The sequence below is a fragment of the Bacillus thuringiensis genome, assembly GCF_022095615.2.
In the GTDB taxonomy this organism is placed as follows: Bacteria; Bacillota; Bacilli; order Bacillales; family Bacillaceae_G; genus Bacillus_A; species Bacillus_A cereus_AG.
This window is the reverse complement of sequence record NZ_CP155559.1, coordinates 356,775-380,948: the sequence shown is the minus strand read 5'-3', so window position 1 is coordinate 380,948 and position 24,174 is coordinate 356,775. Positions and strand designations below refer to the sequence as shown.

Below are 24,174 nucleotides of genomic sequence, written 5' to 3'. Positions count from 1 at the left end.
TTTACAATGGCTGTATTCAGCTAACGCCTTTCTTTACTTTTGAACCTTCATCCGGAACATTTTCCCCTATACATTACAGGCGAATTGGTTAAAAAACTATGGATTTCATAACATGCCAATACATTAAATCCTTATATTTGATATATACAATTTAATTATTAGAAATTTTATTATATATTATTGAAGAAGAGGTGATTACTCCATGTGGAAACAAACCATTGGTTGGTTTCTCATCACTATGATGATATTTTTAATGATACATATTAACTTTCGAGATAGTGATACAAATCTCATTCAAACACGTGCACAAAATGGGACAATTAACTTAGGTGATCTTCCTTCAAATGCGAAAATATTATCTTTAGCAGGCGAATGGAAATTCACCCCAAATGAATTTGTAGATGTGAACCAATTTCAAGAAAAAGCTTTAAATCAAATTGTGCCAGGACAGTGGGAATCCAAAACACAATATGGTTCTTATCAATTAAAAATCGAGCTACCTAAGCATTTTTCTGAAGTTGGCTTTCGCATTCGAAACATTTGGTCCGCCCATACCATTTATGTAAACGGCGAAAAAGTTTCTGCAATAGGTCAAATCGGAAAATCAAAAGAAGCTACAAAACCTGAAAATCCATCATATGAAATGTATTTAAAACCAAAAACAAAAGAATTACTCCTAACAATTCACGTTTCGAATTTTTACAATGTACGCGGAGGTATTATTTTTCCAATCGATTTCGGTGATGCTAAAGCAATGCAAGAAGACGTAGCTGAAGATACAAATATCGAATGGACAGCCGTTTCCATCTTATTAGTTTTTAGTATTTTTCATCTCACTATCTTTTTGTTACGTAAAAAAGATGATGGCTTTTTTTATAGTGGTTGTTATTTCCTAAGCCTAGCACTAATTGTTATGACACGAGGAGAACGTATATTACTTCGTGCGGTTCCTAATATCCCTTTTGAATTTTATTTTCGCTTACAGGACTCTATTACATTTTTTAGTGCTATTTTATTACCACTATTTATTTCAAAAACTATGCCGACTATTATAAATAAAAAACAACTGTTTTTATTATTTTCACCTTTCTTTATTTATAGCGTAGGAATAATCTTATTTCCTGCTCGATCGCTATCAAATCTACAAACCCCATTCTTTTTTTATATGAATATCATGTTGCTGTGGATTATCCTGAGAATGATTCAGCTCATCATACAAAAAAAGTGGATTATTAGTAAGAACGAAATTTTAATTTTCACCCTGATGCTACTTACTCTATTTATGTTTCTTTTTAGCGGTACACTCGAACAACTTTTTGCATCAGGTCGTAATATATTTAACCGCTTCGGGTTACTTGGATTCATTATTATGATGAATGTTTTTTTAGGCACACGTTTTATTAATCGTACCGAAGAGGCCGAGCACTTATCAAAAAAATTAGAAGCGATTCATTTAACAAAAGATTCTTTTTTAAAAGTAACAACACAAGAATTAAAAGATCCGTTATACCATGCAATTAATTTAATTAAATCCGTAAAAGCTAATGATAAAAAAGAGAAGCATTCAAATGAGCTACACTTATTAGAACAACTTACAGAACGTTTACTATACCTTACTAATGATCTACAAGATTTCACAAGAATTAAATTTCATGATTATTCTTTTACAGCAAGATCAACAAATATAAAAATGGTTGTGAATCATGTTTATAAATTAATGGAACTACCTCTCTCAAGAAAACATATTACATATCAAGAGTATGTACCAAATAATTTACACGGACTAGTAGATGAAGACCGGTTAACACAAGTCCTTTACCGTATTTTAGAAGAATGTTGTTACTATGCAGTAGATGGGAAAATTGTTATTGATGCTCAGCATATAGGAAAAAATATTCATTTAACCTTTAAAGCAACTAGCAACTCTACTGTTACTTATGAAGATACTCGCACTGAAATCGGTTTATTAATAAGTAAAGAACTGCTAGAACGTATGGATGGACATTTGCAGGTAGATTACTATAAAGCTTCTATCTTATTTAAAATCCAAGTTCCTTTTTATGAATATAAAGAAATACATACTATTTTACAGGAACAATATAATTTTAAAGAAGTTTCCCCAGCAAACACTAGTCAGCAGCCAACAATTTTAATTGTAGATGATGATGTCATACATACAGAGGTGCTAAAATCTTTACTAGCAGAAACATACAATATTACCATTGTGCATTCGGCTCAAGATGCTATTTTCTTATTAGAGAGCATGAAAGATTTCGCGCTTCTTATCATAGATGAAACTCTTCCTGAGATTGGAGGAGTCGAACTTGCTAAACATATACGCAAAAAAACATCAGTACTAGAATTACCTATTCTAATGTTAAGTTCAAAAGATTATCCAACGCATGTAGATCATTTATTTGCAAGTGGAATAAATGATTACTTAGTCAAACCTTATACAAAGCAAGTACTATTAGCTAGATTACATACTATTTTCCAAACAAAAGAAGCGATACTGCAAGCATTTGAAAATGAAATGGCCTTTCTACAGGCACAAATTAAACCGCACTTCTTATATAATGCAATGAGTAATATTATTTCATTTTGTTATACAGATAGCGAACGTGCTGCACATCTCCTAACGATGCTAAGCTCCTACTTACGCTATATATTTGAATCCGGAAACGAAACAAATTACTCTACATTACAAAAAGAAATTTCCATCATTCGAGCATATGTAGAAATAGAAAAGGCACGATTTGGCGAACGTCTTTCTTTTTCATATGAAGTTGACACTATTGAATCTTTAGATGAAATATATATACCTAATTTACTCGTACAACCACTTGTGGAAAATGCAATACGCCACGGTCTATTTGAGAAAGAAGGAAACGGTCATGTACAAATTAATATAAAACAAATAAAAGAGATTTTATTTATACAAGTAATAGATAACGGTATTGGGATGTCAGAAACAACCATACACAATTTGTTAAACGGAACTCTTCAGAACCAAGGAATTGGATTTTCCAATGTTTTACGTCGTGTTCGAAAGTTTTCTAATGGAACTGTAGAAATTTATTCTATTGAAAGTAAAGGAACAACTATTAATGTAACGATTCCATTAAAGGAGAGAATGTAGTGTGGCGAATAGTAATAATAGAAGATGAAAAGCCTATTTTAGATTTACATAGTCATTTATTAACAAAACATGGCGGATTTCAAATTGTTGATACTTTCCAGTCACCATTAGAGGCAATTAACATGCTTCCTCATTACACATTAGACGCTATTTTACTAGATATTGAAATGCCTAAAATGACAGGAATTGAACTCGCTAAGAAATTAGTAGATGACGGTATCGATGTTCCGATTATCTTTTCTACTGCCTACCCCACTTATGCTTTAGAAGTGTTTCGGGTACAAGCTCTCGATTATATATTAAAACCATTAACACCTAGCGCTGTACAGGATGTAGATTACCGCCTAAAAAAATATTACGGTGTTACGAATCAACAAAGAAGTTCAAATACTCTTCAAGTACAACTGTACGGTAATACATTTATAAAAAAAGACCATCAATCACTAAAGTGGCCTACCCGTGTTACCGAAGAGCTTTTTTATTACTTCCTTCTCCATAAAGAAAAAGCTGTTTCAAAGTGGAAGATTCTTGATGATATTTGGCCTAACACAGATGAAAAACGTGCATTAGCAAATTTGTATAATACTATTTACCGAATACGCCAACTATTTAGTGAGCTAAATATCCCTCTCAAAATCGAGCGTACAACTGATGGTTATGAAATGCAGATTAACCAAACAGTTCAATTTATCGAAACACACAATACCGACGACCTATTATTAGAGTCCAAAGGATATTTATGGGCTTACAAACTTCAAAATATACAACTTTAAGAAACCTATTTCTAAGCTGAAACAGGTTTCTTATTTTATAAAAAATACCTTGAGAGATTTTTGAGAGAAACGTTTGATACATTAATGAATAGAAATAAATCCTATTTAAAGTATTATCCCATTTCACAAAACTATTTTCTTACTATCTATATTAAGGAGAACAAAATGAGCACTCACACTAATCAAGACATTATGCTTACAAACATTGAATCCATTTCCGACAGGACCAATTTTAATTTATATTTACAAGAATCCAATGCTTTCAATCCTAACCTTATAAAATGCACCATGTTAGAATTTATCGTCACAAAAGACAGTGTAAAGATTTACATAAAGCATACACCAAATTGCGATTCTGACACTTATACGATCAAAGAGTACATGATTCCAAGCTCAGCATTCCATTACGTTTTCCCAACCATTCATGAAAATAACGAAGAAATTTCCGTACACATGCAATGTTTTGGTATACATGGTGAACTACTCGTTGCTGAAAAACTATTTATCCATCAAAACAATCATTTAAGTTCTAAATTACGTACATTTTTCGAAACACTGAACAGCAATATACATAATGCCCTACACCCATTAAAAAAATCCCCTATCAAGTAATCTTACGCTGGATAGGGGATTTTTTAATACTTTAATTTTACGAAAGAAGCTGAGTTATTTCTTTTTCCCTAACTCCTCGCGAAACAGTTTACGCTTCAATATATGTCCAATAAATGAACAATTAAAATAAGAAGAATTTTTCAAAAAGATTCCGATTCATTTTGTTTTATTTATCTCATCATTCTTTGTACAATAAAGTAAGAAGTTACTTTTCAACCACATAACCTACTAAAAAAATCTTTCCTCAAAACATTTAATTATCATCTACATGTTTCAAGCTTAAATTTAAACAACCTTCCACCTATGACTATACTGACTCATTTACAACTAAATTTTCTACTCTATCATTGCCAAACTGCTTCATCATCTCAATTGAGAATAAATATTAATTAAATTGATATAAAGTTGGTTTATTCACTTGACAAAATAACCACTTCTATATGATAATTAATATCGAATTAGAATTATTATAGTTAATTAAAAAATATATTTTATGAGCACACTATTTTTTGATGCTCACAACCAACATTTAGGAGGAATTTTAATATGTTATTAATCGGCACAGAAGTAAAACCGTTTAAAGCTAATGCTTACCATAATGGAGAATTTATCCAAGTTACTGATGAAAGTTTAAAAGGAAAATGGAGTGTAGTTTGTTTCTACCCAGCTGACTTCACATTCGTTTGTCCAACTGAACTTGAAGACTTACAAAACCAATACGCAGCTCTTAAAGACTTAGGCGTTGAAGTATACTCTGTATCTACAGACACTCACTTCACTCACAAAGCATGGCATGATAGCTCAGAAACTATCGGCAAAATCGAGTACATCATGATTGGTGACCCAACTCGCACAATCACTACAAACTTCAACGTTTTAATGGAAGAAGAAGGTCTTGCTGCTCGTGGTACATTCATCATCGATCCAGACGGCGTTATCCAATCTATGGAAATCAATGCTGACGGTATCGGCCGTGACGCAAGCATTCTTGTTAACAAAATTAAAGCAGCTCAATACGTACGTAACAACCCAGGTGAAGTTTGCCCAGCTAAATGGCAAGAGGGTTCTGCAACACTTAAACCAAGCCTTGACCTTGTAGGCAAAATCTAAGGAGTTCGATCAAAATGATACTAGATGCAGATATAAAAACACAACTATCCCAATACCTTCAGTTAATGGAGAACGATATTTTACTTAAAGTAAGCGCTGGAGACGACGACGTATCTAAAGATATGTTAGCTCTAGTAGACGAATTAGCTACTATGTCATCTAAGATTACAGTAGAAAAAGTTGAATTAGAGAGAACACCAAGCTTTAGCGTAAATCGCCCTGGTGAAGACACTGGTGTCGTATTCGCTGGTATTCCATTAGGACACGAATTTACTTCATTAGTGTTAGCTTTACTACAAGTAAGTGGACGCGCTCCAAAAGTTGAACAAAAATTAATCGATCAAATTAAAAACATTCAAGGCGAATATCATTTTGAATCTTATATCAGCCTAAGTTGTCATAACTGTCCTGATGTTGTACAAGCTCTTAACGTAATGAGCGTTCTAAACTCTGGTATTACACATACTATGATTGATGGCGCTGCATTCAAAGAGGAAGTAGAAAGCAAAGACATCATGGCAGTACCAACAGTTTTCCTAAATGGCGAATCTTTCGGAAGCGGTCGTATGACACTTGAAGAAATTTTAGCTAAAATGGGTAACGGTCCAGATGCATCAGAGCTTTCTGATAAAGATCCATACGATGTTCTTGTTGTTGGTGGCGGCCCTGCTGGTGCAAGTGCAGCAATTTATGCAGCACGTAAAGGCATTCGCACTGGTATCGTTGCTGAGCGCTTCGGTGGTCAAGTAATGGATACTATGGGTATTGAGAACTTCATCAGCGTAAAACGCACTGAAGGTCCTAAGCTAGTAGCAAGCCTTGAAGAGCACGTAAAAGAATACGACATCGATGTAATGAATCTACAACGTGCAAAACGTTTAGAGAAAAAAGAACTTATTGAAGTGGAACTTGAAAACGGCGCTATTCTGAAAAGTAAAAGCGTAATCGTTTCAACAGGTGCTCGCTGGCGTAACGTTGGCGTACCAGGTGAAGCTGAGTTCAAAAATAAAGGTGTAGCATACTGCCCACACTGTGACGGTCCATTATTCATCGGAAAAGACGTAGCAGTTATCGGCGGAGGTAACTCTGGTATTGAAGCAGCTATCGACTTAGCAGGTATTGTTAAGCACGTAACTGTTCTTGAATTCATGCCAGAATTAAAAGCTGATGCTGTATTACAAGAGCGTCTTAACAGCTTACCAAACGTAACTGTTCTGAAAAACGTTCAAACGAAAGAAATCACTGGTACTGATAAAGTAAACGGTATTTCTTACATCGATCGTGAAACTGAAGAAGTTCATCACGTTGAATTACAAGGTGTATTCGTACAAATCGGTCTTGTGCCAAACACAGACTGGTTAGGCGAAACAGTTGAACGCGCTCGCGGTGAAATCGTAACAGACAAGCACGGCGCTACAAACGTACCAGGAGTGTTTGCTGCAGGTGACTGTACAAATAATCCGTACAAACAAATCATCATCTCTATGGGTTCAGGTGCAAACGCAGCTTTAGGTGCATTTGATTACTTAATCCGTAACTAATTATATAGACGTGAGTAAAGAAAAGCAGGTGCCAAGGCACCTGCTTTTTTATAATCTTAATGTATACACTAAAAACCTCTCATTCCCATTCTTCTCATAAGCCCCAGGCAACCTTACTTCTCTCTTCAATTCAAACGCAGTCTGGTTCTCTAAGAAGAAAATATAATCTTCAGAAGGATAGTATAAAATAATGTCCACTTCTCTCTCCGCCTCTTCTACCGAAAGTAAAATATTATTTACTACGTTCATAAATACTTGTACAGAAAATGGATTGAAGAAATAAAACCGATTATCACGTGGATCAATCTCATATTCCTGCGCTAAACAGCATTCAAACCCAATTTTATCTTTACTGTTTCTTACCTTTCGTGCATAGCACTCAAGATTATCCATTGCTTCTTTATAAAACTCTTCATTCATTTCAATTCCAACCGCTGAAGCGCCACACTTATGGTGCATGTAAAAGTTTAATCGTCCTTTTCCGCATCCAAAGTCTACAACCCGGTCACTACTTCTTATTTCATATTGATTTAATAACTCATCTAATCCGCTATATGGCGTCGGTTCATAACGGTGATAGTGCATAGACTTATTAAAGCCCTTTTGCTCACCGACAGTTTTTATATGTAATACAGCATCATAATATTGTTCGTTCATTCGTCTTCTCCTATTAGAAAATGGTACCTATTATTATACACCATGTATTGGAGACTCATTTTTTTATTGGATTAACTGGTACATGAAATTATATTAACGATTTTTTCAATATATCGACTTAACGACAAATTCCTACAAAAAAAAACAGGAGCTCTCTAGCCCCTGTCCTCTAATACTTTCAATACAGTTTGTTTCAATATTTCTACTCCATCCATAATACAACTATGATCAAACTTCATATGCGGATGGTGTAATCCAGGTTGTAAGTTTGCACCTAGTCCAAGCATGACAGCTTTTAAATGTGGTCTCTTCACTGTGTAGTAATGGAAATCATCACTTCCTGTCGTATACAGTGGTCCAGTGCATCCCTCTTCCCCGTATACTTCAAGAATGCCTTTTCGCATAAAGCGCTCAGCTTCTTCTGACACTTCAGCTCCTGGTGCGAGATCGATCCACTCATAAGATACTTTAGATCCCATTGATTCAGCCGACAGAATTACTCGCTCTATTTTTTGCTTCAATTCATTTAGTAATATGTTATTTTCTGCTCTAACATCCAAGCTAAAATGGCCGTTCCCCGGAATAATATTTAAATTATCTCCACCTGCTTGGCACCTTGTCATCTTCACTGAATATGAACTTTGCGGTGGTAGCCATATATTTTTCAAACCTATATTAATCATGGAAATGACATCAATGGCATTTATCCCTTGATGCGGGCGTGCCCCATGTGCATCTTCCCCATGAATCGTACCTTCTAAAAATCTTGCCGCTCCGTGACGAATAGACGGGGCAGCTTGTTTCAAAGGCAGTTCTTCAATCGGTCTTAAATGAACACCAAATAAGAAGTCCGCATCATCCACAGCACCCTTATCTACCATCTTTAAAGAACCATTTCCTTTTTCCTCTGCCGGCTGAAAAATAAACCTAACCGTTCCACTGTCCCATCTCCTATTTTTCAATTGTAAAATAAGCCCCATCACAATTGTCATATGAGCATCGTGACCACATGAATGATTCGCTTTAAACTCTCCGTCCACTTCTTGCCAAAGTGCATCCATATCGGCACGAATTGCAATAACTGGATTTCCGCTTCCAATTTCAGCAATCACGCCTGGGCAATCATCAAATATTTTATATGAAATTCCTTCTTCTTTTAAAAAGTTAGTAATATACGCTGTCGTTTCATACTCTTTCCAACTCACTTCAGGATTTTCATGTAAATGCTGAAAAATTTCAGTTAAACGCTCTTGTAGTTCTAATGTTTTCAAAGCTACATTCTCCTTCCCAAATTCCAAAACCATTCAGGTTAATTATACTTATGAAAAACAGATGTTTTTATGAACATATTGAATTTTAAGAAAAAAGTCAATTGTTTATTTTTAAATACGATCGACAACTTATTTCCACCCACTCCATAACGATAGAACATTCCTTATTTTCTGTTTTTTATTGACGCTCATATCAATTTTTAGTTATTATAATTTAATAACGTCTATTTTGCGACAATTCTAAAAATACAAACATACATAATGAGGAGGCAGTTTATGAAAAAAGAAATACCTTTTGGCGTAGCAATAATCCCTATTATCATTACAGTTGCAGTTATGATGGTTACAATTGTTGTATTAAAACAAAGCCCTCACGTCCCACTTATTATCGGTACTACCGTTGCTTCTATCGTCGCTTGGCGTTACGGTTACAAATGGCACGATATTGAAGAAGCAATGTATAAAGGAATTCGCCTCGCATTACCCGCTATCGTTATCATTATTCTAGTAGGTTTAACGATCGGTGCTTGGATTGGCGGCGGAATCGTCGCAACAATGATTTATTACGGTTTAAATCTTTTAACTCCATCACTATTTTTAGTTTCAATTACAATTATTTGTTCTATTGTTGCATTAGCTATCGGTAGCTCTTGGTCTACAATGGGGACAATTGGTGTTGCAGGAATGGGAATTGGCCTAAGTATGGGAATCCCAGCTCCAATGGTTGCCGGTGCTATCATTTCCGGTTCTTATTTCGGCGATAAAATGTCACCGCTTTCAGACACAACAAACTTAGCCGCAGGATTAACAAATACAGATTTATTCACACATATTCGTCACATGTTATTTACTACAATTCCAGGTTTAATTATTACTCTTATCGTTTATGCGTTCTTAGGAAGAAGCTTCGGCGCTAACAATATTGATGCAAAAAGTATCGATCAAACGTTACAAGTATTACAACAAAACTTTGTTATCTCGCCTTTCCTATTAATCATACCTGTAGTCGTTATGGTATTGGTCGCTAAAAAAGTTCCTGCTATCCCAGCTATTCTCGTAGGTATTATTTTAGGGTTTTTATCACAAGTCTTTATTCAAGGTGGTTCTGTCTCTGCATCTGTCGGTGCACTCCAAACTGGATTTGTTATAGACACAGGAAACAAACTAGTAGACGAACTCTTTAACCGCGGTGGCTTAGATTCGATGATGAATACAGTTTCTATGACAATTGTCGCTATGACTTTTGGAGGAGTACTTGAACATACTGGCATTCTTCGCTCAATTGTAAATCAAATTTTAAAATTAGCGACATCCGCAAAAGGACTTATCGCTTCTACTATCGCATCTTGCTTTGCGACAAACCTTACTTGCTCTGAACAATATATTTCGATCGTTGTTCCTTCAAGAATGTACGCAAATGCATACACAGAAAAAGGACTACATTCTAAAAATTTATCCAGAGCATTAGAAGATGGCGGAACATTAACTTCTGTGTTCGTCCCTTGGAATACATGTGGTGTATTTATACTCGCAACACTTGGAGTTGGCGCATTCGAATATGCTCCTTATGCTATATTAAATTTCATCGTACCTATTATTTCAATCCTTTACGGCATAACTGGTCTCACAATTACGAAACTATCAGACATTGAAAAAGCAGAACTACTAAAAAAACAACAGGCTCAACTAGAAGCTTAACGATAACGGTAAATTCAGTTCATATATTGCGCGAGGACGCCCTTGTTGATAGGGCATTTCCTCGCCGCAAATATGAGCATACCCATAATCAACTAGTTTCTTTAATAACCTTTCTGTTGATCGCCGAGTCACTTGTAAGTATTCAGAAAGGTCTGCTGCTGTAAACTTCAATGACGGATGTGATTGACTAAATTGAATAATTTTTGACAAGTTTGCTGGACTAAGTTTCGTTTCCTTCGCTATTTTCATTAGTTCTGGGTTGTCATTCTTCAAACTTTGTACTCTCTGTTCTTTCGGGAACGGACCAAATAGTTCTTTATCACTTGTTAGTATATAAAAGCAGTGGTCTATTGGATTATTCTTCGCGAAACTTTGAGCGATTTTAGCATTTTGCTCCGCTTCTTTCACAGTTTTTCCGTAACCAAATCCAATAGCTATCGTTCCTTCTATACTCGCAAATAAATTATTTATCATATTTGTTTTTATAATCGATTCAATATCACCACGAGTCGTATACAAAATGAACGTCATTTCATCAACTTTTTTAAATGAACCACGCAGTTCTTTTGAAATGAAATCTAATTGCTCAAGCAAACCTTCTCGTAATTCTAAAGAAGTAATCATGCAAGCACCAACAGTAGCTGAATGGCTTTTTGCTAACTCAGCTTTTATTTTTGCATCTTGTAAACCATGTATAATCGATTGCTTCGGATCTATCATACGCTCTGAAGGAATACCTATTTTTTGAAGTGCATCATAGACAGCATGGATACTAGTTAAAGCTAAATGAGCCTCTCCAGATTGATATTTAGCTATGTGAAAATCCATAACTCTATTTATTTCATCTTTACTCCACAGCATATTTTTATAATCTAACACTTGTGGACTTTCTTTTATACCGATATCATGGAACACATTTGTAATGAATGAGCGGTCTACTAAATCAATTGAAATTTTATGTGGTTGAATACCTTGGTGATACATGACAGAAAGAATGGAAGATGCGACAGTTGTCTCGTCTTGCTGTAAGTACGTACTTGGAATTCGTAATTGTTCTCTTATTTCTTTTGCCATATAATAAGGTAAAGCACCTGAGAAAAAGATGAAATCACAAGGCTTTAAACGCTTTAATAGTTCAGAAGATTCCGCCGGATGAAGGTAAATATATGGATCAATCTCTATTTCTTCTAGTTTATGAGCGACAGGTAAAAGTGTCTCCATAAACTCTTTTGAACCGACAACTGCAATTTTTATCATCATTTCTCTAACTCCTTACCCTTAATTAACGACTATTTAACGTCAACTATATCAAATGTACAAAACTATTGTAAACAGGAAGGGGTCTCTACCTAATGAAAATTACAGCTATTCATCTTTACGCAATTCGTTTACCGCTTCGCGATCCGTTTGTTATTAGTTATGGTTCTTATTCTGATATGCCTTCTATTATCGTCAAAATGGAAACAGATGAAGGTATTATCGGTTATGGTGAGGGCGTTGCTGATGATCACGTTACAGGCGAATCATGGGAAAGTACTTTCCATACTTTAAAACATACACTTGCTCCTGCGTTCATCGGGCAAAACCCAATGCATATCGAGAAAATACACGATATGATGGACAATATAATTTACGGTGTGCCTACTGCGAAGGCCGCGATTGATATTGCTTGTTTTGATATAATGGGCAAAAAATTAAATCAACCTGTATATCAATTAATTGGCGGGCGCTACCATGAAGAATTTCCTTTCACTCACGTCTTAAGTATTGCTAATCCAGAATACATGGCAGAAGAAGCTGCCTCTATGATTCAGAAAGGTTACCAATCTTTCAAAATGAAAGTCGGTACAAATGTAAAAGAGGATGTAAAACGTATTGAAGCTGTACGTAAACGTGTAGGAAATGATATCGCGATTCGCGTTGATGTAAACCAAGGGTGGAAAAATAGTGCAAACACATTAACAGCACTTCGTTCATTAGGACATTTAAACATCGACTGGATTGAACAGCCTGTTGTCGCAGACGATATTGACGCAATGGCTCATATTCGTTCTAAAACAGATCTTCCACTTATGATTGATGAAGGATTAAAGGGCTCTCGTGAAATGCGTCAAATTATTAAATTAGACGCAGCTGATAAAGTAAATATAAAACTAATGAAATGCGGCGGCATATATCCAGCTGTAAAACTCGCTCATCAAGCTGAAATGGCAGGCATTGAATGCCAAGTTGGATCCATGGTCGAATCATCTGTTGCCTCTTCCGCAGGATTCCATGTCGCTTTCTCAAAAAAAATCATTACTAGCGTCGAGCTAACAGGGCCATTAAAATTCACAAAAGACATCGGAAACCTACATTACGACGTACCATTTATTCGCTTAAACGAAAAACCGGGATTAGGCATTGAAATAAATGAAGATACATTACAAGAACTAACCGTCTTTCAAGACATTGTACGCTAAAGGAGGACTAACGCATGAAAGTTCTATACAAAGGATCATTAAAACAAAATAACGATCCATTTCACGTTACATTACTATCACTAGAGGACATCGAACAAATTTTATCACTACAAAATATTATAGTTGAAGCATTAGAAGATAAAAGTCGCTTACAACCACTCTCACAAGAAGAATTTCAATACATTCTAGAAGGGAATGGCATGATGATCGGAGCATTTATCGAAAACGAACTCATCGCATTTCGCGCTCTACTCGTCCCTCCTATCGACGATGAACATTTAGGACTTGATATTGGTTTGCCCGAAAGCGAACTACATCGCGTCATCTATCAAGAAATCTCAAACGTTCATCCAAACTGCCGCGGAAATGGTATGCAAAAAATATTAGCAAAAGTCATCATGGATGAATTACAAAAAGAAGATAGCAAATACGATTACGTTTGCTGCACCGTTGCACCTTTCAACATTCCTAGTTTAAAGGATAAGTTTGCGCAAGGAATAGAAATTGCTGCGCTGAAGGAGAAGTATGGCGGTAGTATGCGGTATGTTTTTGTGAAAGAATTACGTGGGAACATAGAAAAGAATTGGAAGGATGTTAGAAGCGTTCCGATGAGCGATGCTGGCGGACAGCAGGCTTTGCTTTCGGACGGTTATCGTGGGTATGAGATGGAGAAAGTAGATGGAGATTTTGTTGTGACGTTTGGGCGATGATTGCTACGTAAGAAAAAAGGGAGATGTCTGCTGTGACATCTCCCTTTACTTTCTCTTCATTGAACATATCGATTGCAACTCCAAATATATCAGCGATTTTTGAAACATATCAACTTACCGACAATTATTTACAATAATCGCAACCTCTATAAAGCGCACCACTACCTACTAAACCGTCATCTTCCAACTAGATAATGCTAACCAATTCTCCATTTCCTTATAATCAGGCATTATCTTCCCGACAAGGCGCCAAAAAGAGCGATCATGATTTAAATGAACCATATGACACATTTCATGAACAACTACATAATCAATTACTCGCTGTGGTGCCATCGCTAGCTTCCAATTGAATGTTAGCTGTAAATTTGAATCACAAGTGCCCCATGTTCGGCTACTATCTGTAATACGAATAGAACGCGGTTTTGTTTTGAAGTTACTTTGATGTGCTTTAATACTCTTCTCTACTAATGACTTACACTGCTTATAGTAAAATCGTTTTAAAGCTTGCTGGATTTTCTCATCCTTAAGCTCCTTCACATAAATGTGTAACTTATCTCCTTCAAACACTGCACTGTCTTGCATAATACTTGCATCTTGAGAAATCTGTATCGGATACGTATTTCCTAAATACAGAAAGCCCTCTCCTTGATCATAATCCTTTTCCTGTGGTCCAAGCGCTCGCTCTTGCATTTCCTTACGTGTTTTCTGAATCCAATCCCATTTCTCCTCTAGCAACTGGACTAAGTATTCAACAGGTGTTCCCTTTGGAGCCTGCACTTCCACATTTCCGTACGAATCTACAAAAAGACGCACCGATTTTTTCTTTTTATAAGTTATATGAAAATGAATCGTCTCACCTAAATATGTATGTACCATTTCATCACCTAATGTATTATTTTACAAATAAAAAAGAATAGGACACGAACGTCCTACTCTACCTATTATATCATTTACTGCCTTAACGGACTTATTATCCTCTATACTTTACACCTAATCCTTTAATGAAATTCCTTGCGTATCTATCGCCGCACTCTTTGTAATTTTTATGGCCTTTTTTTCTTAATAGGGCGCCTAGTTCTCCCTTTGTTACCGTAACACCTACGCTATCTAATATATCAAGTACATCCTCACTCGTTAAAGATAGTGCAATTTTCATTTTCTTTAGAAGAAGGTTATTCGCACTCTCTTTGCTTTGTACAGGTGCCGGTTGTCCTGGCTTCGGATCTTGCTTCCCTCTTTTTAAAGTGATAAATCCATTGAGAAATGCCTCTAACATCATCAGGTCGCATGTTAGTACGTACTCATCTTCGATTACATCATCATTTTCAGCTTCATGCTGAGGCGCTCTCTTTATTTTTGTAAGCATATCAACTACGTCTTCTTTCGTTACTTCCATACCACCAAGTTTAAAGATTTCTACCATATCTATATCTCTTATATCTAAAGCATATCTTACTCTTTTTAATATATCGTTGTTGCTCATTGCCATTGTTTTTCCTCCTGAAATGTTGATTATAGTAATGCTTTTAGCATGTATAAATGAATGTCGTTAAGTTACTACTTTAACATTTTAGGGGGAGGTTTTGTAGTCTTAGGTGGATTAATGCTAGTTAGGATTAAATCTAGGAAGAGATTCGAATGCTTTTTAGTTCCCTTTTTTCTATAAAATATATCTTAATTTTTTTTATAACAATACACAGGTATTAATTAGTATAATAGAATAACAGCATTTTAAGGGCTTTCAGTTAAGTGGAGAATATCTAGTCTATATTTTTAGCGGAAGGGCAAGAATTTTTTAAACTCTTTCTATGTTATTAATAAAAAACATACTTTATTTTTATGATTGGAGTTTGTTGTAAATGTTAGAAAAAGGTGTAGACCGAGTGAAAAAAGTAGAATTAATGGACAAACATCTTGATTCTCACCCAGGAAAAATAACCAGTACCGAGATTTGTAACATTGTAATGTCCATTTTCAAATTTGATTTAACAACTAAACCTGTCCTATCAAAAAAATGGATACTGACAGGAGCAGGTTCCTCAACTGAGAATATTGCTATAAAGGCCATAGATTCTACCCTCATCCATTACGGAAGAAAGGCCACAGGAATAGAAATCCGCCAACTTATCAATCAAATTTTTGGTATTAACTTAGATGCAATATCCTCTTTAGAAGGGGCAAGAATTTCTTTATTTTCTAAAGATCAGTGGGTTGTTCGGGATGAACAAGACTTATTTGTTGTTCATACTGGATTAGGGGATGTCGATGTAAAGGTTTTTCCTACTGACTATTTCACTGAACAAACTGGAATAGAAGAATTGCCGAAGGACCTACAGCAATCATTAACAAACTTTGGGTTCTCTTGCGATGAAAGAGCCGGATGTTACTATTACTCAAATCCATCTGGAGAAGCAATTCCAGATGAATTTAAAGGGCAGGTCATCGGAACAATTCTTAAGGTAATTCACGATTCATATCAATCTTTATAAAAAAAATCATATAGGGAATCCCTATATGATTTTTTTAGTTAGTGAATAAAACAACCTTATTTTCCAAAAGACGATAAAAATTTAACTCTATCTCCCATAGGAGGAGTATTATTATCAATTAAAGCAACCTCTAGAACTGCTGGCCCATTTAAATTCATTAAGCTGTTTATAACATCTTGATTGATATCTTCTAATTCATTGATTCTATAACTTGGTATATTCATAGCCGCGGCCATCGCACTAATATTGATTGATTCTTGTTCAAAGGATGGATGAGTCCTACGGAACTGTAACGAATGCCCATGATATACCATTCCTAAACGGGCATTATTCATCACAACAAATAAAATAGGTAAATTATATTCCTTCGCCGTCAATATTTCCAACCCGTGCATGAAAAAGCAGCCATCACCAGTAATACATACAACCGGACGCTCCGGTTCAGCCAGTTTTGAACCAATCGCAGAACCAATTCCGCTTCCCATTGCGCCAAAATGTACATTAATATTATAGGAATCAAAATCTATAACCTCCATGTGATGAATAACATACGCCATAAATTCACCAATATCAATGGTATATCTAGTAGTTGACGGTAAACATTTTTGAAGGTTCAGGAGAACATTTTTCGTATTATATTCCTCTGTATTCTCTTCCTCTTTCTTCTTTTCAACGGTAAGTTCAGCACTATCCTTTTGCAACCCTAAAGTCTTTAATTCTTCTATTAACATTAATAAACTTAAATTGATATCGCCTAGTACTGGAATATCCACTTTGTACTTCCGATTAAAAACAGATTGGTCAAAATCCATTTGAACAGAGAAGCGATCTTTTATTAAGTTTCCATTATAATTATTTGTCGCAGTTTCCCCTAAGCTGGAGCCCACAATTAATAATGCTTTTCCATCACCTTCATTAATCAATGCAGAGGCAGCCTCATGACCGGCAAATCCAAACACTCCGACTAAAAGCGGATGTTCCTCAGGGATATACCCCTTTGCTTGTGGAGTTGTTATAATTGGCCAATTCAGCAGTTCTGCCAGCTCTATTAATGACTCAACAGAGTTTCTTATACCCTGTCCTGCAAAAATATACCCCTTATCTCTTTTTACCAATTCTCTAGCTGTTTCTTTTATTTTGTCTAGGCCAGGAACAACAGGAAGTCTTTTTGGAAGTAGCGGCATTTCAACACTTTCTATATTTTCGTGTTGAATATCAATCGGTATCGCAATATGTACAGGTCCTGGTACTCCGGATATAGCAATTTCAATTGCTAGTGCGACTTCTTTAAGTACATCCTTTACATCATTAACTGTAACGCTATATTTTGTAACAGGCCTGAAGACTGGTTCTACATCTAATTCTTGTGATGCATTCAAACCTACCGTACTAAGAGGTACAGCACCTGTAATGAATAAAACAGGTAAATGCTCCCTCATAGCATTGGCAGCACCTGTTACAAGATTTGTCGCACCTGGTCCACTACACCCAATACATACACTTAGCTGATTTGTATATTTCGCATAAGCGGCAGCCATATAGGATGCTGCCCCTTCATGCTTTGCTACGATTGGTGTTAATTCAGGCATATCATAAAGTTCATCAAAAAACGCATTTACAGAACCAGCTGGGATACCAAATATATGTTTAACTTCATTAGCTATTAAATATTCTAATACATTTCGGGCTGCTCTCATGTGTATGCTCCATTCATTTTTAATTTATTTCTCTATAAAAAATTTTTTTCGATGTCTTCAGCTGCCATAGGACGGCTGAAAAAATACCCTTGCATCAAATAACAATTTCGTGCAGATAAAAATTCGACCTGTTCCTTTGTCTCAACACCTTCAGCAATAACGTCAAGGTTCAAATTCTTAGCCAGCGTAATAATAGTATTTGTAATAGCTGCATCATCTTTTGTCATATCCTGTACAAAGGATTTATCAATTTTTAACGTTGAAATAGGCAATTTTTTTAAATAACCTAAAGATGAATAACCAGTCCCGAAATCATCAATAGCAAGGTTGATTCCTAGACCTTTTAATTTCTTCATTGTTTTTAAAGTTGATTCTGTATTTTTAACAATTAAATTTTCAGTGAGTTCTAGTTGTATATACCTCGGAGATAACTCTACTTCCTCTAGAACACTTTTGACCACAGCAAATAAATCACTTTGTTCAAATTGACGCGCAGATAAATTCACGGACATACTAATTAATGGGAAACCTTGATCGTGCCATTTCTTTAATTGCCTGCAGGCCTCTTTTAGAACCCATTCACCTATCGGGACTATTAATCCAGTTTCTTCAGCTATTGGGATAAATTTATCAGGCGATATCATCCCATGTTCTCGATGGTTCCACCTAATTAAAGCCTCTAAACCTTCAATCTCATTCGTTTTGCCATTTATTTGCGGTTGGTAATAGATTACAAGTTCTTCTTGTTCCAATGCCTTATACAAATCATTTTCTAGCTTAATGCTTTCAAAAGTTCTAGTATCCATTCCTTCACTGAAGAAATGATAGCTACTTCCTGATATTTCTTTCGATTTGTACATAGCTGTGTCTGCATTTTTAACTAAGATTTCAGTCGTATCACCGTTATCAGGAAATATACTAATACCAATACTCGTTTTCATATAGATTTCATTGTCTACTAACTGAAATGGCCTTGAAAAAGAATCAATGACACGATTTACTACCTTTAACACTTCTTTTTCACTTTTGATATTCGGTAAATAGATAGTAAATTCATCCCCACCCTGCCTCGAGACCGTAGCACTTTTAGGAATACAAGCACTTAATCGATTTGCAACTTCTCGCAACAACAGATCACCGAAGCTATGCCCGAGCGTATCATTCACAAACTTAAACCTATCTAAATCTAAATACAGAACTGCTAATTTTTCAGCATGTAATTGAGCATATGTCAGCCCTTGAGTTAGTCTGTCCTTTAGTAGAACTCTATTAGGTAGGTCTGTTAAACTATCAAAATAAGCATGGTATTTTATTTCTTCCTCCATTTGTTTCCTTTGGGTTATATCCTTAAAGGTAACGACTTCTCCGACAATTTCATCCCCTTCTTTTATAGAGGAAATGACATACTCCACCGGAAAACAGGATTGATCTTTTCTAAAAAACTGCTCAGTTTTATCGTAAAGATTCCAATTCCCATTGCAACCTGAGGCCACCTGCTTTTTCTTTCCTGCTTCAATTCCGTTGAAAACCATACTGGACGGTTTTCCTATTAATTCATTTTTTATATCATAGCCTAACATGGAGGCACCAGCTGGGTTACAAAAGGTAATATTTCCATCAAGGTCTAAACCGAAAATTCCTTCTCCAGCAGAATTGAGAATCAATTCCTTCTCACGGCTAAGCTGTTGTAATTCAGTTATTACTCGTTCCAGTTCCTTATTTTTAACCGTAATTTCTGAGGTCCTCTCTTCGATAATAATTTCCTGCTTTTCCATATATAAAAGGTTTGATAGCGTGGAGGCAGTTGCATCGACAATAGATTGTGACAGCTGTATCTGCCCTTCAGAATAACTAAAATTACTATCTCCTAGATTGACCACAGATATTTGTCCTAATACCTCTCCCATTGAAACCAATGGCAACATAAAGAGTCCCTTCATGCCAAAATTACGGCAAACATCATGGTTGGGGCGCGGATCTGCATAAACATCTGGAATCCAGATTGGCTTTTTTGTTTCAATGACCTCTTGCGTGACTCTATCATTACTTTTATCAAATTTTATCTTATCATGTGTCTTAATCCAATCTTCTTCTTTCCATTCTGAATCCTTACTTAACTTCACCGGTCTAATTTTTTTCTTAGCTAAAGGATCCAGTAAATGAACTCCAATATTATAATTGTCTAAAACTTTTCCTAAATAGGAAAAACAAGTATCAAGACTTTCCTGCATGGAAGAACACATAGATAAATCCCGTGTCACATCTAATAAGAGCTGTTTTTCAGCAATAAGGTTTACCTTATGAGTTAAATTGTTCGCATTTTGAATGGCAACAGCCGCCATATTCACATATGCCTCAACTGTTTGAATTTCTGACTCTGTTAAATTCATGGGAATTCCATAATCAAATAAAAAAACTAGACCAAATAACTCTTCTTCAAAAGAGATAGGAAGAACGAATAAAGATTTAATTCGGAACCCTTCCACTGCTCTCGGATCTGGCCGGCTATCCTTAGATGTATCAGGTATATAGATGGCTTTTTTGGTTTCAATTACTTCTTTCGCCAGCAGGTCAATGTCTGTATCAATGACATGCATATCCAATGTCCATCCGTTAATAACTTCCGGTTTTCCTACATACCCTCTAAAAGTCCCATCTTCCTGTGGCAAATAAATACCAACAGAATCGCATTGAACGATTTCTTCAGAAATTGCTATTGTGACTTGCTCTAAAACTTCACGCAAATCCAGCTTTGTATTAATCATTTTAGTTATATTCGCAAGTCGAGAATACCTCGTTTGTTCCTTCAACATAAAAACGAACTCCATTTCATTGAAAATATCTATTTATATCCAAATTTAAATTCTCATTTAAAACCAATCATTACTATCATTTTACTATGCAATTATTACTAATTCGACAAAATATTTCATATTTCTCACTATTATAATGTTTTTTATAGATTTAATATAGGAATTATTTGCATAATCATTTAATATTTTTATTACTCAGTTGCGAGATAAATACGTCTTCATTACTAAAGGTCATACAGCCACAAAAATTCATTTACTTATAATATAAATCAGCTTACCTAAAATGAAACAAATACCACTCCATTCAGGTAACAATGTACAATATTACTTATTGCTTTTTAATATATTAAAACAAAAAAACAGATGGGAGTCCTTACTCATCTGAGTCAAGATTCCCATCTGTCTATTCAAACTATCTCTACACGCCAGTCACAAACTCCACATACACAGAGTATACACGAGAACACAAATATGATGGTTGGTTCAATGCGTTTCTAAAACTGTTTTCTTTCCGTTGCAATCTACAAAAGAACTTAAAACTAAATAAATAGAATCCAGCCACTCTACTTCAGGGAGCTACACTGTTTCACTACCTTCTACTACATTAACACTCGCCTCAAACTTATCAAGTAATGCGCGTACTTCATCAGTTGATTTTGTGCTCATTAATTGATTTCTTAGTTCAGCAGCTCCAGGGAAGCCTTTTACATAAATTTTGAAAAAGCGATGTAGTCCTGTGATAGAGCGTGGTAATACTTCTGCATATTGATCTTGAAGATCAAGTTGTAGTCTTAAAAGATCGAGATGTTCTTTACTGCTATGCTCTCTTGGCTCCTTTTCGAAAGCAAATGGATTTTTAAAGATACCTCGTCCAATCATAACACCGTCAATGCCGTATTTTTCAGCAAGTTCCATTCCAGTTTGACGATCAGGAATATCACCATTGATTGTTAAAAGCGTATTTGGTGCAATGCGATCACGCAATTTTTTAATCTCCGGAATTAGCTCCCAGTGTGCATCTACTTGGCTCATTTCTTCTCTTGTGCGTAAATGAATAGAAAGGTTCGCAATATCTTGTTTGAAAATGTGCGTTAACCAATCTTCCCATTCGCTTAACTCTTTAAAGCCAAGTCTTGTTTTTACGCTGACAGGTAGCCCGCCTGCTTTGGCTGCTTGAATAAGTTCTGCCGCAACGTCTGGACGTAGAATAAGACCACTACCTTTTCCTCTTGATGCTACGTTCGGTACAGGGCAACCCATGTTAATATCAATGCCTTTAAATCCTAACTCTGCCATACCAATACTCATTTGACGGAAATATTCAGGATTATCTCCCCAAATATGCGCCACGATTGGCTGTTCATCTTCTGTAAAAATTAAACGGCCACGTACACTTTTCATACCTTCTGGATGACAATAGCTATCCGAGTTTGTGAACTCTGTGAAGAATACGTCTGGGCGACCAGCTTCACTTACTACGTGACGGAAAACAACGTCTGTCACATCTTCCATTGGTGCAAGTACAAAAAATGGTCGTGGTAAATCACGCCAAAAATTATCTATCATTTCAAATTCAAATCCTCTCAATATGAATGCAATTTCAAACTCTCAATTTATAATTTGTGAAAATCAGCAATATTTATTTTAACTAAAATCGCTTATGAATGGTATTTTTATAAATCAAAAAGCAGATGGTATAGATTTTCCTATATCAACTGCTTTCCTATTATACCAACTTCAGCCAAGCCACACACTCCACATGAGTCGTATGCGGGAACATATCAACAGGTTGTACTTCCTGCGTTTTATATCCGCCTTCTTCTAGTACTTTTAAGTCACGTGCTAATGTTGCTGGGTTACATGATACGTATACGACGCGTTTTGGTTTCATGTCGATGATTGTGTTTAGTAGTGCATCATCACAACCTTTACGCGGTGGATCTACGACAATTGTATCGGCGATTATGCCTTCTTTGTACCATTTTGGAATAACTACTTCTGCTTCTCCTACGCCAAACTCAGCGTTTGTCATGTTGTTTAGTGCTGCGTTTCTGTTTGCGTCTTCGATTGCTTCTGGAACGATTTCAACGCCGTACACTTTTTTCGCTTTTTGCGCTAGGAATAAGGAGATTGATCCAATTCCACAATAAGCATCAATTACTGTTTCGTTGCCATCTAACTTTGCGTACTCTAACGTTTTATCGTATAACACTTTCGTTTGCTCTGGGTTTACTTGATAGAATGAACGTGCTGAAATTGCAAATTTAATGTCACCGATAAAGTCATAAATGTATTCTGATCCGTACAGTACTGTCGTTGTGTCTCCGAAGATTACGTTTGTACGTTTCGTATTTACGTTTTGAACAATTGATTTTACTTCTGGGAATTTCGCAGCAATTTCTTCAATGATTGCTTTCTTGTTTGGTAATTCTGCTGTACGAGTAATGAAGACAAGCATAATTTCCCCTGTTACTTGTCCGTAACGAGCCATTACGTGGCGAAGTGTTCCTTTATTACGCTCTTCGTTGTATGCCGAAATACCGTGTTTTTCACAAATACGTTTTACTTCCTGGATTAATGTATCGTTTTCTTCTGCCTGAATTAAACATGATTCCATATTAATGATGTCATGTGTTCCTTGACGATAGAAACCAGCGACAAGTCCACCTTCACGTTCTCCAATTGGTACTTGTGCTTTGTTGCGGTATACCCATGGGTTTTTCATGCCAAGTACAGGGTGCACAGGAACATCGCTTAATCCACCAATACGCTGCATAACGTCACGTACTTGTTTTTCTTTCGCTTGTAATTGTCCTTCATATGTTAAATGCTGAAGCTGACAACCGCCGCACTGATTGTACACTGGGCATTCTGCATCTTTACGATATGGGCTCTCTGTATGAAGCTTCATTAAACGACCGAATGCGAAGTTTTTCTTCACTTTAATAATTTTAATTTGTGCTTCTTCACCTGGTAATCCGTTTTTAACGAAAATAGGATAGCCCTTTACTTTCGCAACACCGGCACCATCATGTGTTAAATCTTCAAATACTACATCTATAAAATCATTTTTTTCAACTGGTGGCGTCATTTTTGTACTCATTTTCCGACCTCTCTTTTTCATAACACTGCGTTACATTTTATCATACTTATATGGTCTATTTCTATCGGAAGAAAAAAAGCTATTGACGATAGTTCTCTG

General features: G+C 35.8%; 18 protein-coding genes. 9 read left to right on the top strand and 9 right to left on the bottom strand.

Annotated elements, in window-relative coordinates:
• Positions 1-202 precede the first annotated feature (202 nt).
• The 5 genes from KZZ19_RS02000 (at position 203) to ahpF (ending at position 7,175) form a co-directional block, all read left to right on the top strand.
• Positions 203-3,139, top strand: a complete 2,937-nt coding sequence (locus KZZ19_RS02000) for a histidine kinase (protein WP_237981947.1) — start codon at positions 203-205, stop codon at positions 3,137-3,139.
• The gene (locus KZZ19_RS01995) at positions 3,139-3,912 is read left to right on the top strand and encodes a response regulator (protein ID WP_237981946.1); all 774 of its coding nucleotides are present in this window, start codon (positions 3,139-3,141) and stop codon (positions 3,910-3,912) included. Before KZZ19_RS02000 ends, KZZ19_RS01995 begins: the two co-directional genes overlap by 1 nt.
• A 165-nt stretch (positions 3,913-4,077) precedes the next feature.
• Entirely contained in the window at positions 4,078-4,524 is a 447-nt protein-coding gene (locus KZZ19_RS01990; protein ID WP_237981945.1) for a DUF3978 family protein, read from the top strand.
• Between the two features lie 546 nt (positions 4,525-5,070).
• Complete coding sequence (ahpC, locus tag KZZ19_RS01985) at positions 5,071-5,634, top strand: alkyl hydroperoxide reductase subunit C (RefSeq protein WP_000924417.1); 564 nt, start codon at positions 5,071-5,073, stop codon at positions 5,632-5,634.
• Positions 5,635-5,648: 14 nt separating this feature from the next.
• Positions 5,649-7,175: an alkyl hydroperoxide reductase subunit F gene (gene ahpF / locus KZZ19_RS01980; RefSeq protein WP_000599491.1), complete on the top strand. Its 1,527-nt coding sequence runs from the start codon at positions 5,649-5,651 to the stop codon at positions 7,173-7,175.
• A 48-nt stretch (positions 7,176-7,223) separates the two neighbouring features.
• On the opposite strand, the gene KZZ19_RS01975 is transcribed toward ahpF, so the two are convergent.
• Positions 7,224-7,832 (bottom strand): class I SAM-dependent methyltransferase, encoded by a 609-nt coding sequence (locus tag KZZ19_RS01975; protein ID WP_237981944.1) that lies wholly within the window; start codon positions 7,830-7,832, stop codon positions 7,224-7,226.
• A 155-nt stretch (positions 7,833-7,987) separates the two neighbouring features.
• Positions 7,988-9,103, bottom strand: a complete 1,116-nt coding sequence (locus KZZ19_RS01970; RefSeq protein ID WP_237981943.1) for a M20 peptidase aminoacylase family protein — start codon at positions 9,101-9,103, stop codon at positions 7,988-7,990.
• A 276-nt stretch (positions 9,104-9,379) separates the two neighbouring features.
• Between KZZ19_RS01970 and nhaC the strand changes: the two genes are divergently transcribed.
• A complete protein-coding gene (gene nhaC, locus KZZ19_RS01965) occupies positions 9,380-10,801 on the top strand; it encodes a Na+/H+ antiporter NhaC (RefSeq protein WP_237981942.1) in 1,422 nt (473 codons plus the stop codon).
• On the opposite strand, the gene KZZ19_RS01960 is transcribed toward nhaC, so the two are convergent.
• Positions 10,790-12,061, bottom strand: coding sequence for a transcriptional regulator (locus KZZ19_RS01960; RefSeq protein ID WP_237981941.1), 1,272 nt, complete (start codon positions 12,059-12,061; stop codon positions 10,790-10,792). The two genes, nhaC and KZZ19_RS01960, sit on opposite strands and share 12 nt — an antisense overlap.
• A gap of 92 nt (positions 12,062-12,153) precedes the next feature.
• Between KZZ19_RS01960 and KZZ19_RS01955 the strand changes: the two genes are divergently transcribed.
• The gene (locus KZZ19_RS01955) at positions 12,154-13,263 is read left to right on the top strand and encodes a mandelate racemase/muconate lactonizing enzyme family protein (RefSeq protein WP_237981940.1); all 1,110 of its coding nucleotides are present in this window, start codon (positions 12,154-12,156) and stop codon (positions 13,261-13,263) included.
• Between the two features lie 14 nt (positions 13,264-13,277).
• The gene (locus KZZ19_RS01950) at positions 13,278-13,973 is read left to right on the top strand and encodes a GNAT family N-acetyltransferase (RefSeq protein WP_237981939.1); all 696 of its coding nucleotides are present in this window, start codon (positions 13,278-13,280) and stop codon (positions 13,971-13,973) included.
• Positions 13,974-14,141: 168 nt separating this feature from the next.
• On the opposite strand, the gene KZZ19_RS01945 is transcribed toward KZZ19_RS01950, so the two are convergent.
• Both KZZ19_RS01945 and KZZ19_RS01940 read right to left on the bottom strand, forming a co-directional pair.
• Positions 14,142-14,849, bottom strand: coding sequence for a M48 family metallopeptidase (locus KZZ19_RS01945; RefSeq protein WP_237981938.1), 708 nt, complete (start codon positions 14,847-14,849; stop codon positions 14,142-14,144).
• Positions 14,850-14,943: 94 nt separating this feature from the next.
• Positions 14,944-15,462: a DUF1456 family protein gene (locus KZZ19_RS01940; RefSeq protein ID WP_237981937.1), complete on the bottom strand. Its 519-nt coding sequence runs from the start codon at positions 15,460-15,462 to the stop codon at positions 14,944-14,946.
• Positions 15,463-15,832: 370 nt separating this feature from the next.
• On the opposite strand from KZZ19_RS01940, the gene KZZ19_RS01935 reads away from it, so the two are divergent.
• Complete coding sequence (locus tag KZZ19_RS01935) at positions 15,833-16,462, top strand: hypothetical protein (RefSeq protein ID WP_237981936.1); 630 nt, start codon at positions 15,833-15,835, stop codon at positions 16,460-16,462.
• Positions 16,463-16,518: 56 nt separating this feature from the next.
• Here KZZ19_RS01935 and KZZ19_RS01930 read toward each other — a convergent pair whose 3' ends face one another.
• The 4 genes from KZZ19_RS01930 to rlmD all read right to left on the bottom strand — a co-directional run bounded on the left by KZZ19_RS01930 (position 16,519) and on the right by rlmD (position 24,075).
• Entirely contained in the window at positions 16,519-18,159 is a 1,641-nt protein-coding gene (locus KZZ19_RS01930) for a thiamine pyrophosphate-binding protein (protein WP_237981935.1), read from the bottom strand.
• 32 nt (positions 18,160-18,191) lie between these two features.
• The gene (locus KZZ19_RS01925) at positions 18,192-20,972 is read right to left on the bottom strand and encodes an EAL domain-containing protein (protein WP_237981934.1); all 2,781 of its coding nucleotides are present in this window, start codon (positions 20,970-20,972) and stop codon (positions 18,192-18,194) included.
• 576 nt (positions 20,973-21,548) lie between these two features.
• Entirely contained in the window at positions 21,549-22,538 is a 990-nt protein-coding gene (locus tag KZZ19_RS01920; RefSeq protein WP_237981933.1) for a tRNA dihydrouridine synthase, read from the bottom strand.
• A gap of 160 nt (positions 22,539-22,698) precedes the next feature.
• On the bottom strand, positions 22,699-24,075 hold the full coding sequence (gene rlmD / locus KZZ19_RS01915; protein WP_237981932.1) for a 23S rRNA (uracil(1939)-C(5))-methyltransferase RlmD: 1,377 nt from the start codon (positions 24,073-24,075) through the stop codon (positions 22,699-22,701).
• Positions 24,076-24,174 lie beyond the last annotated feature (99 nt).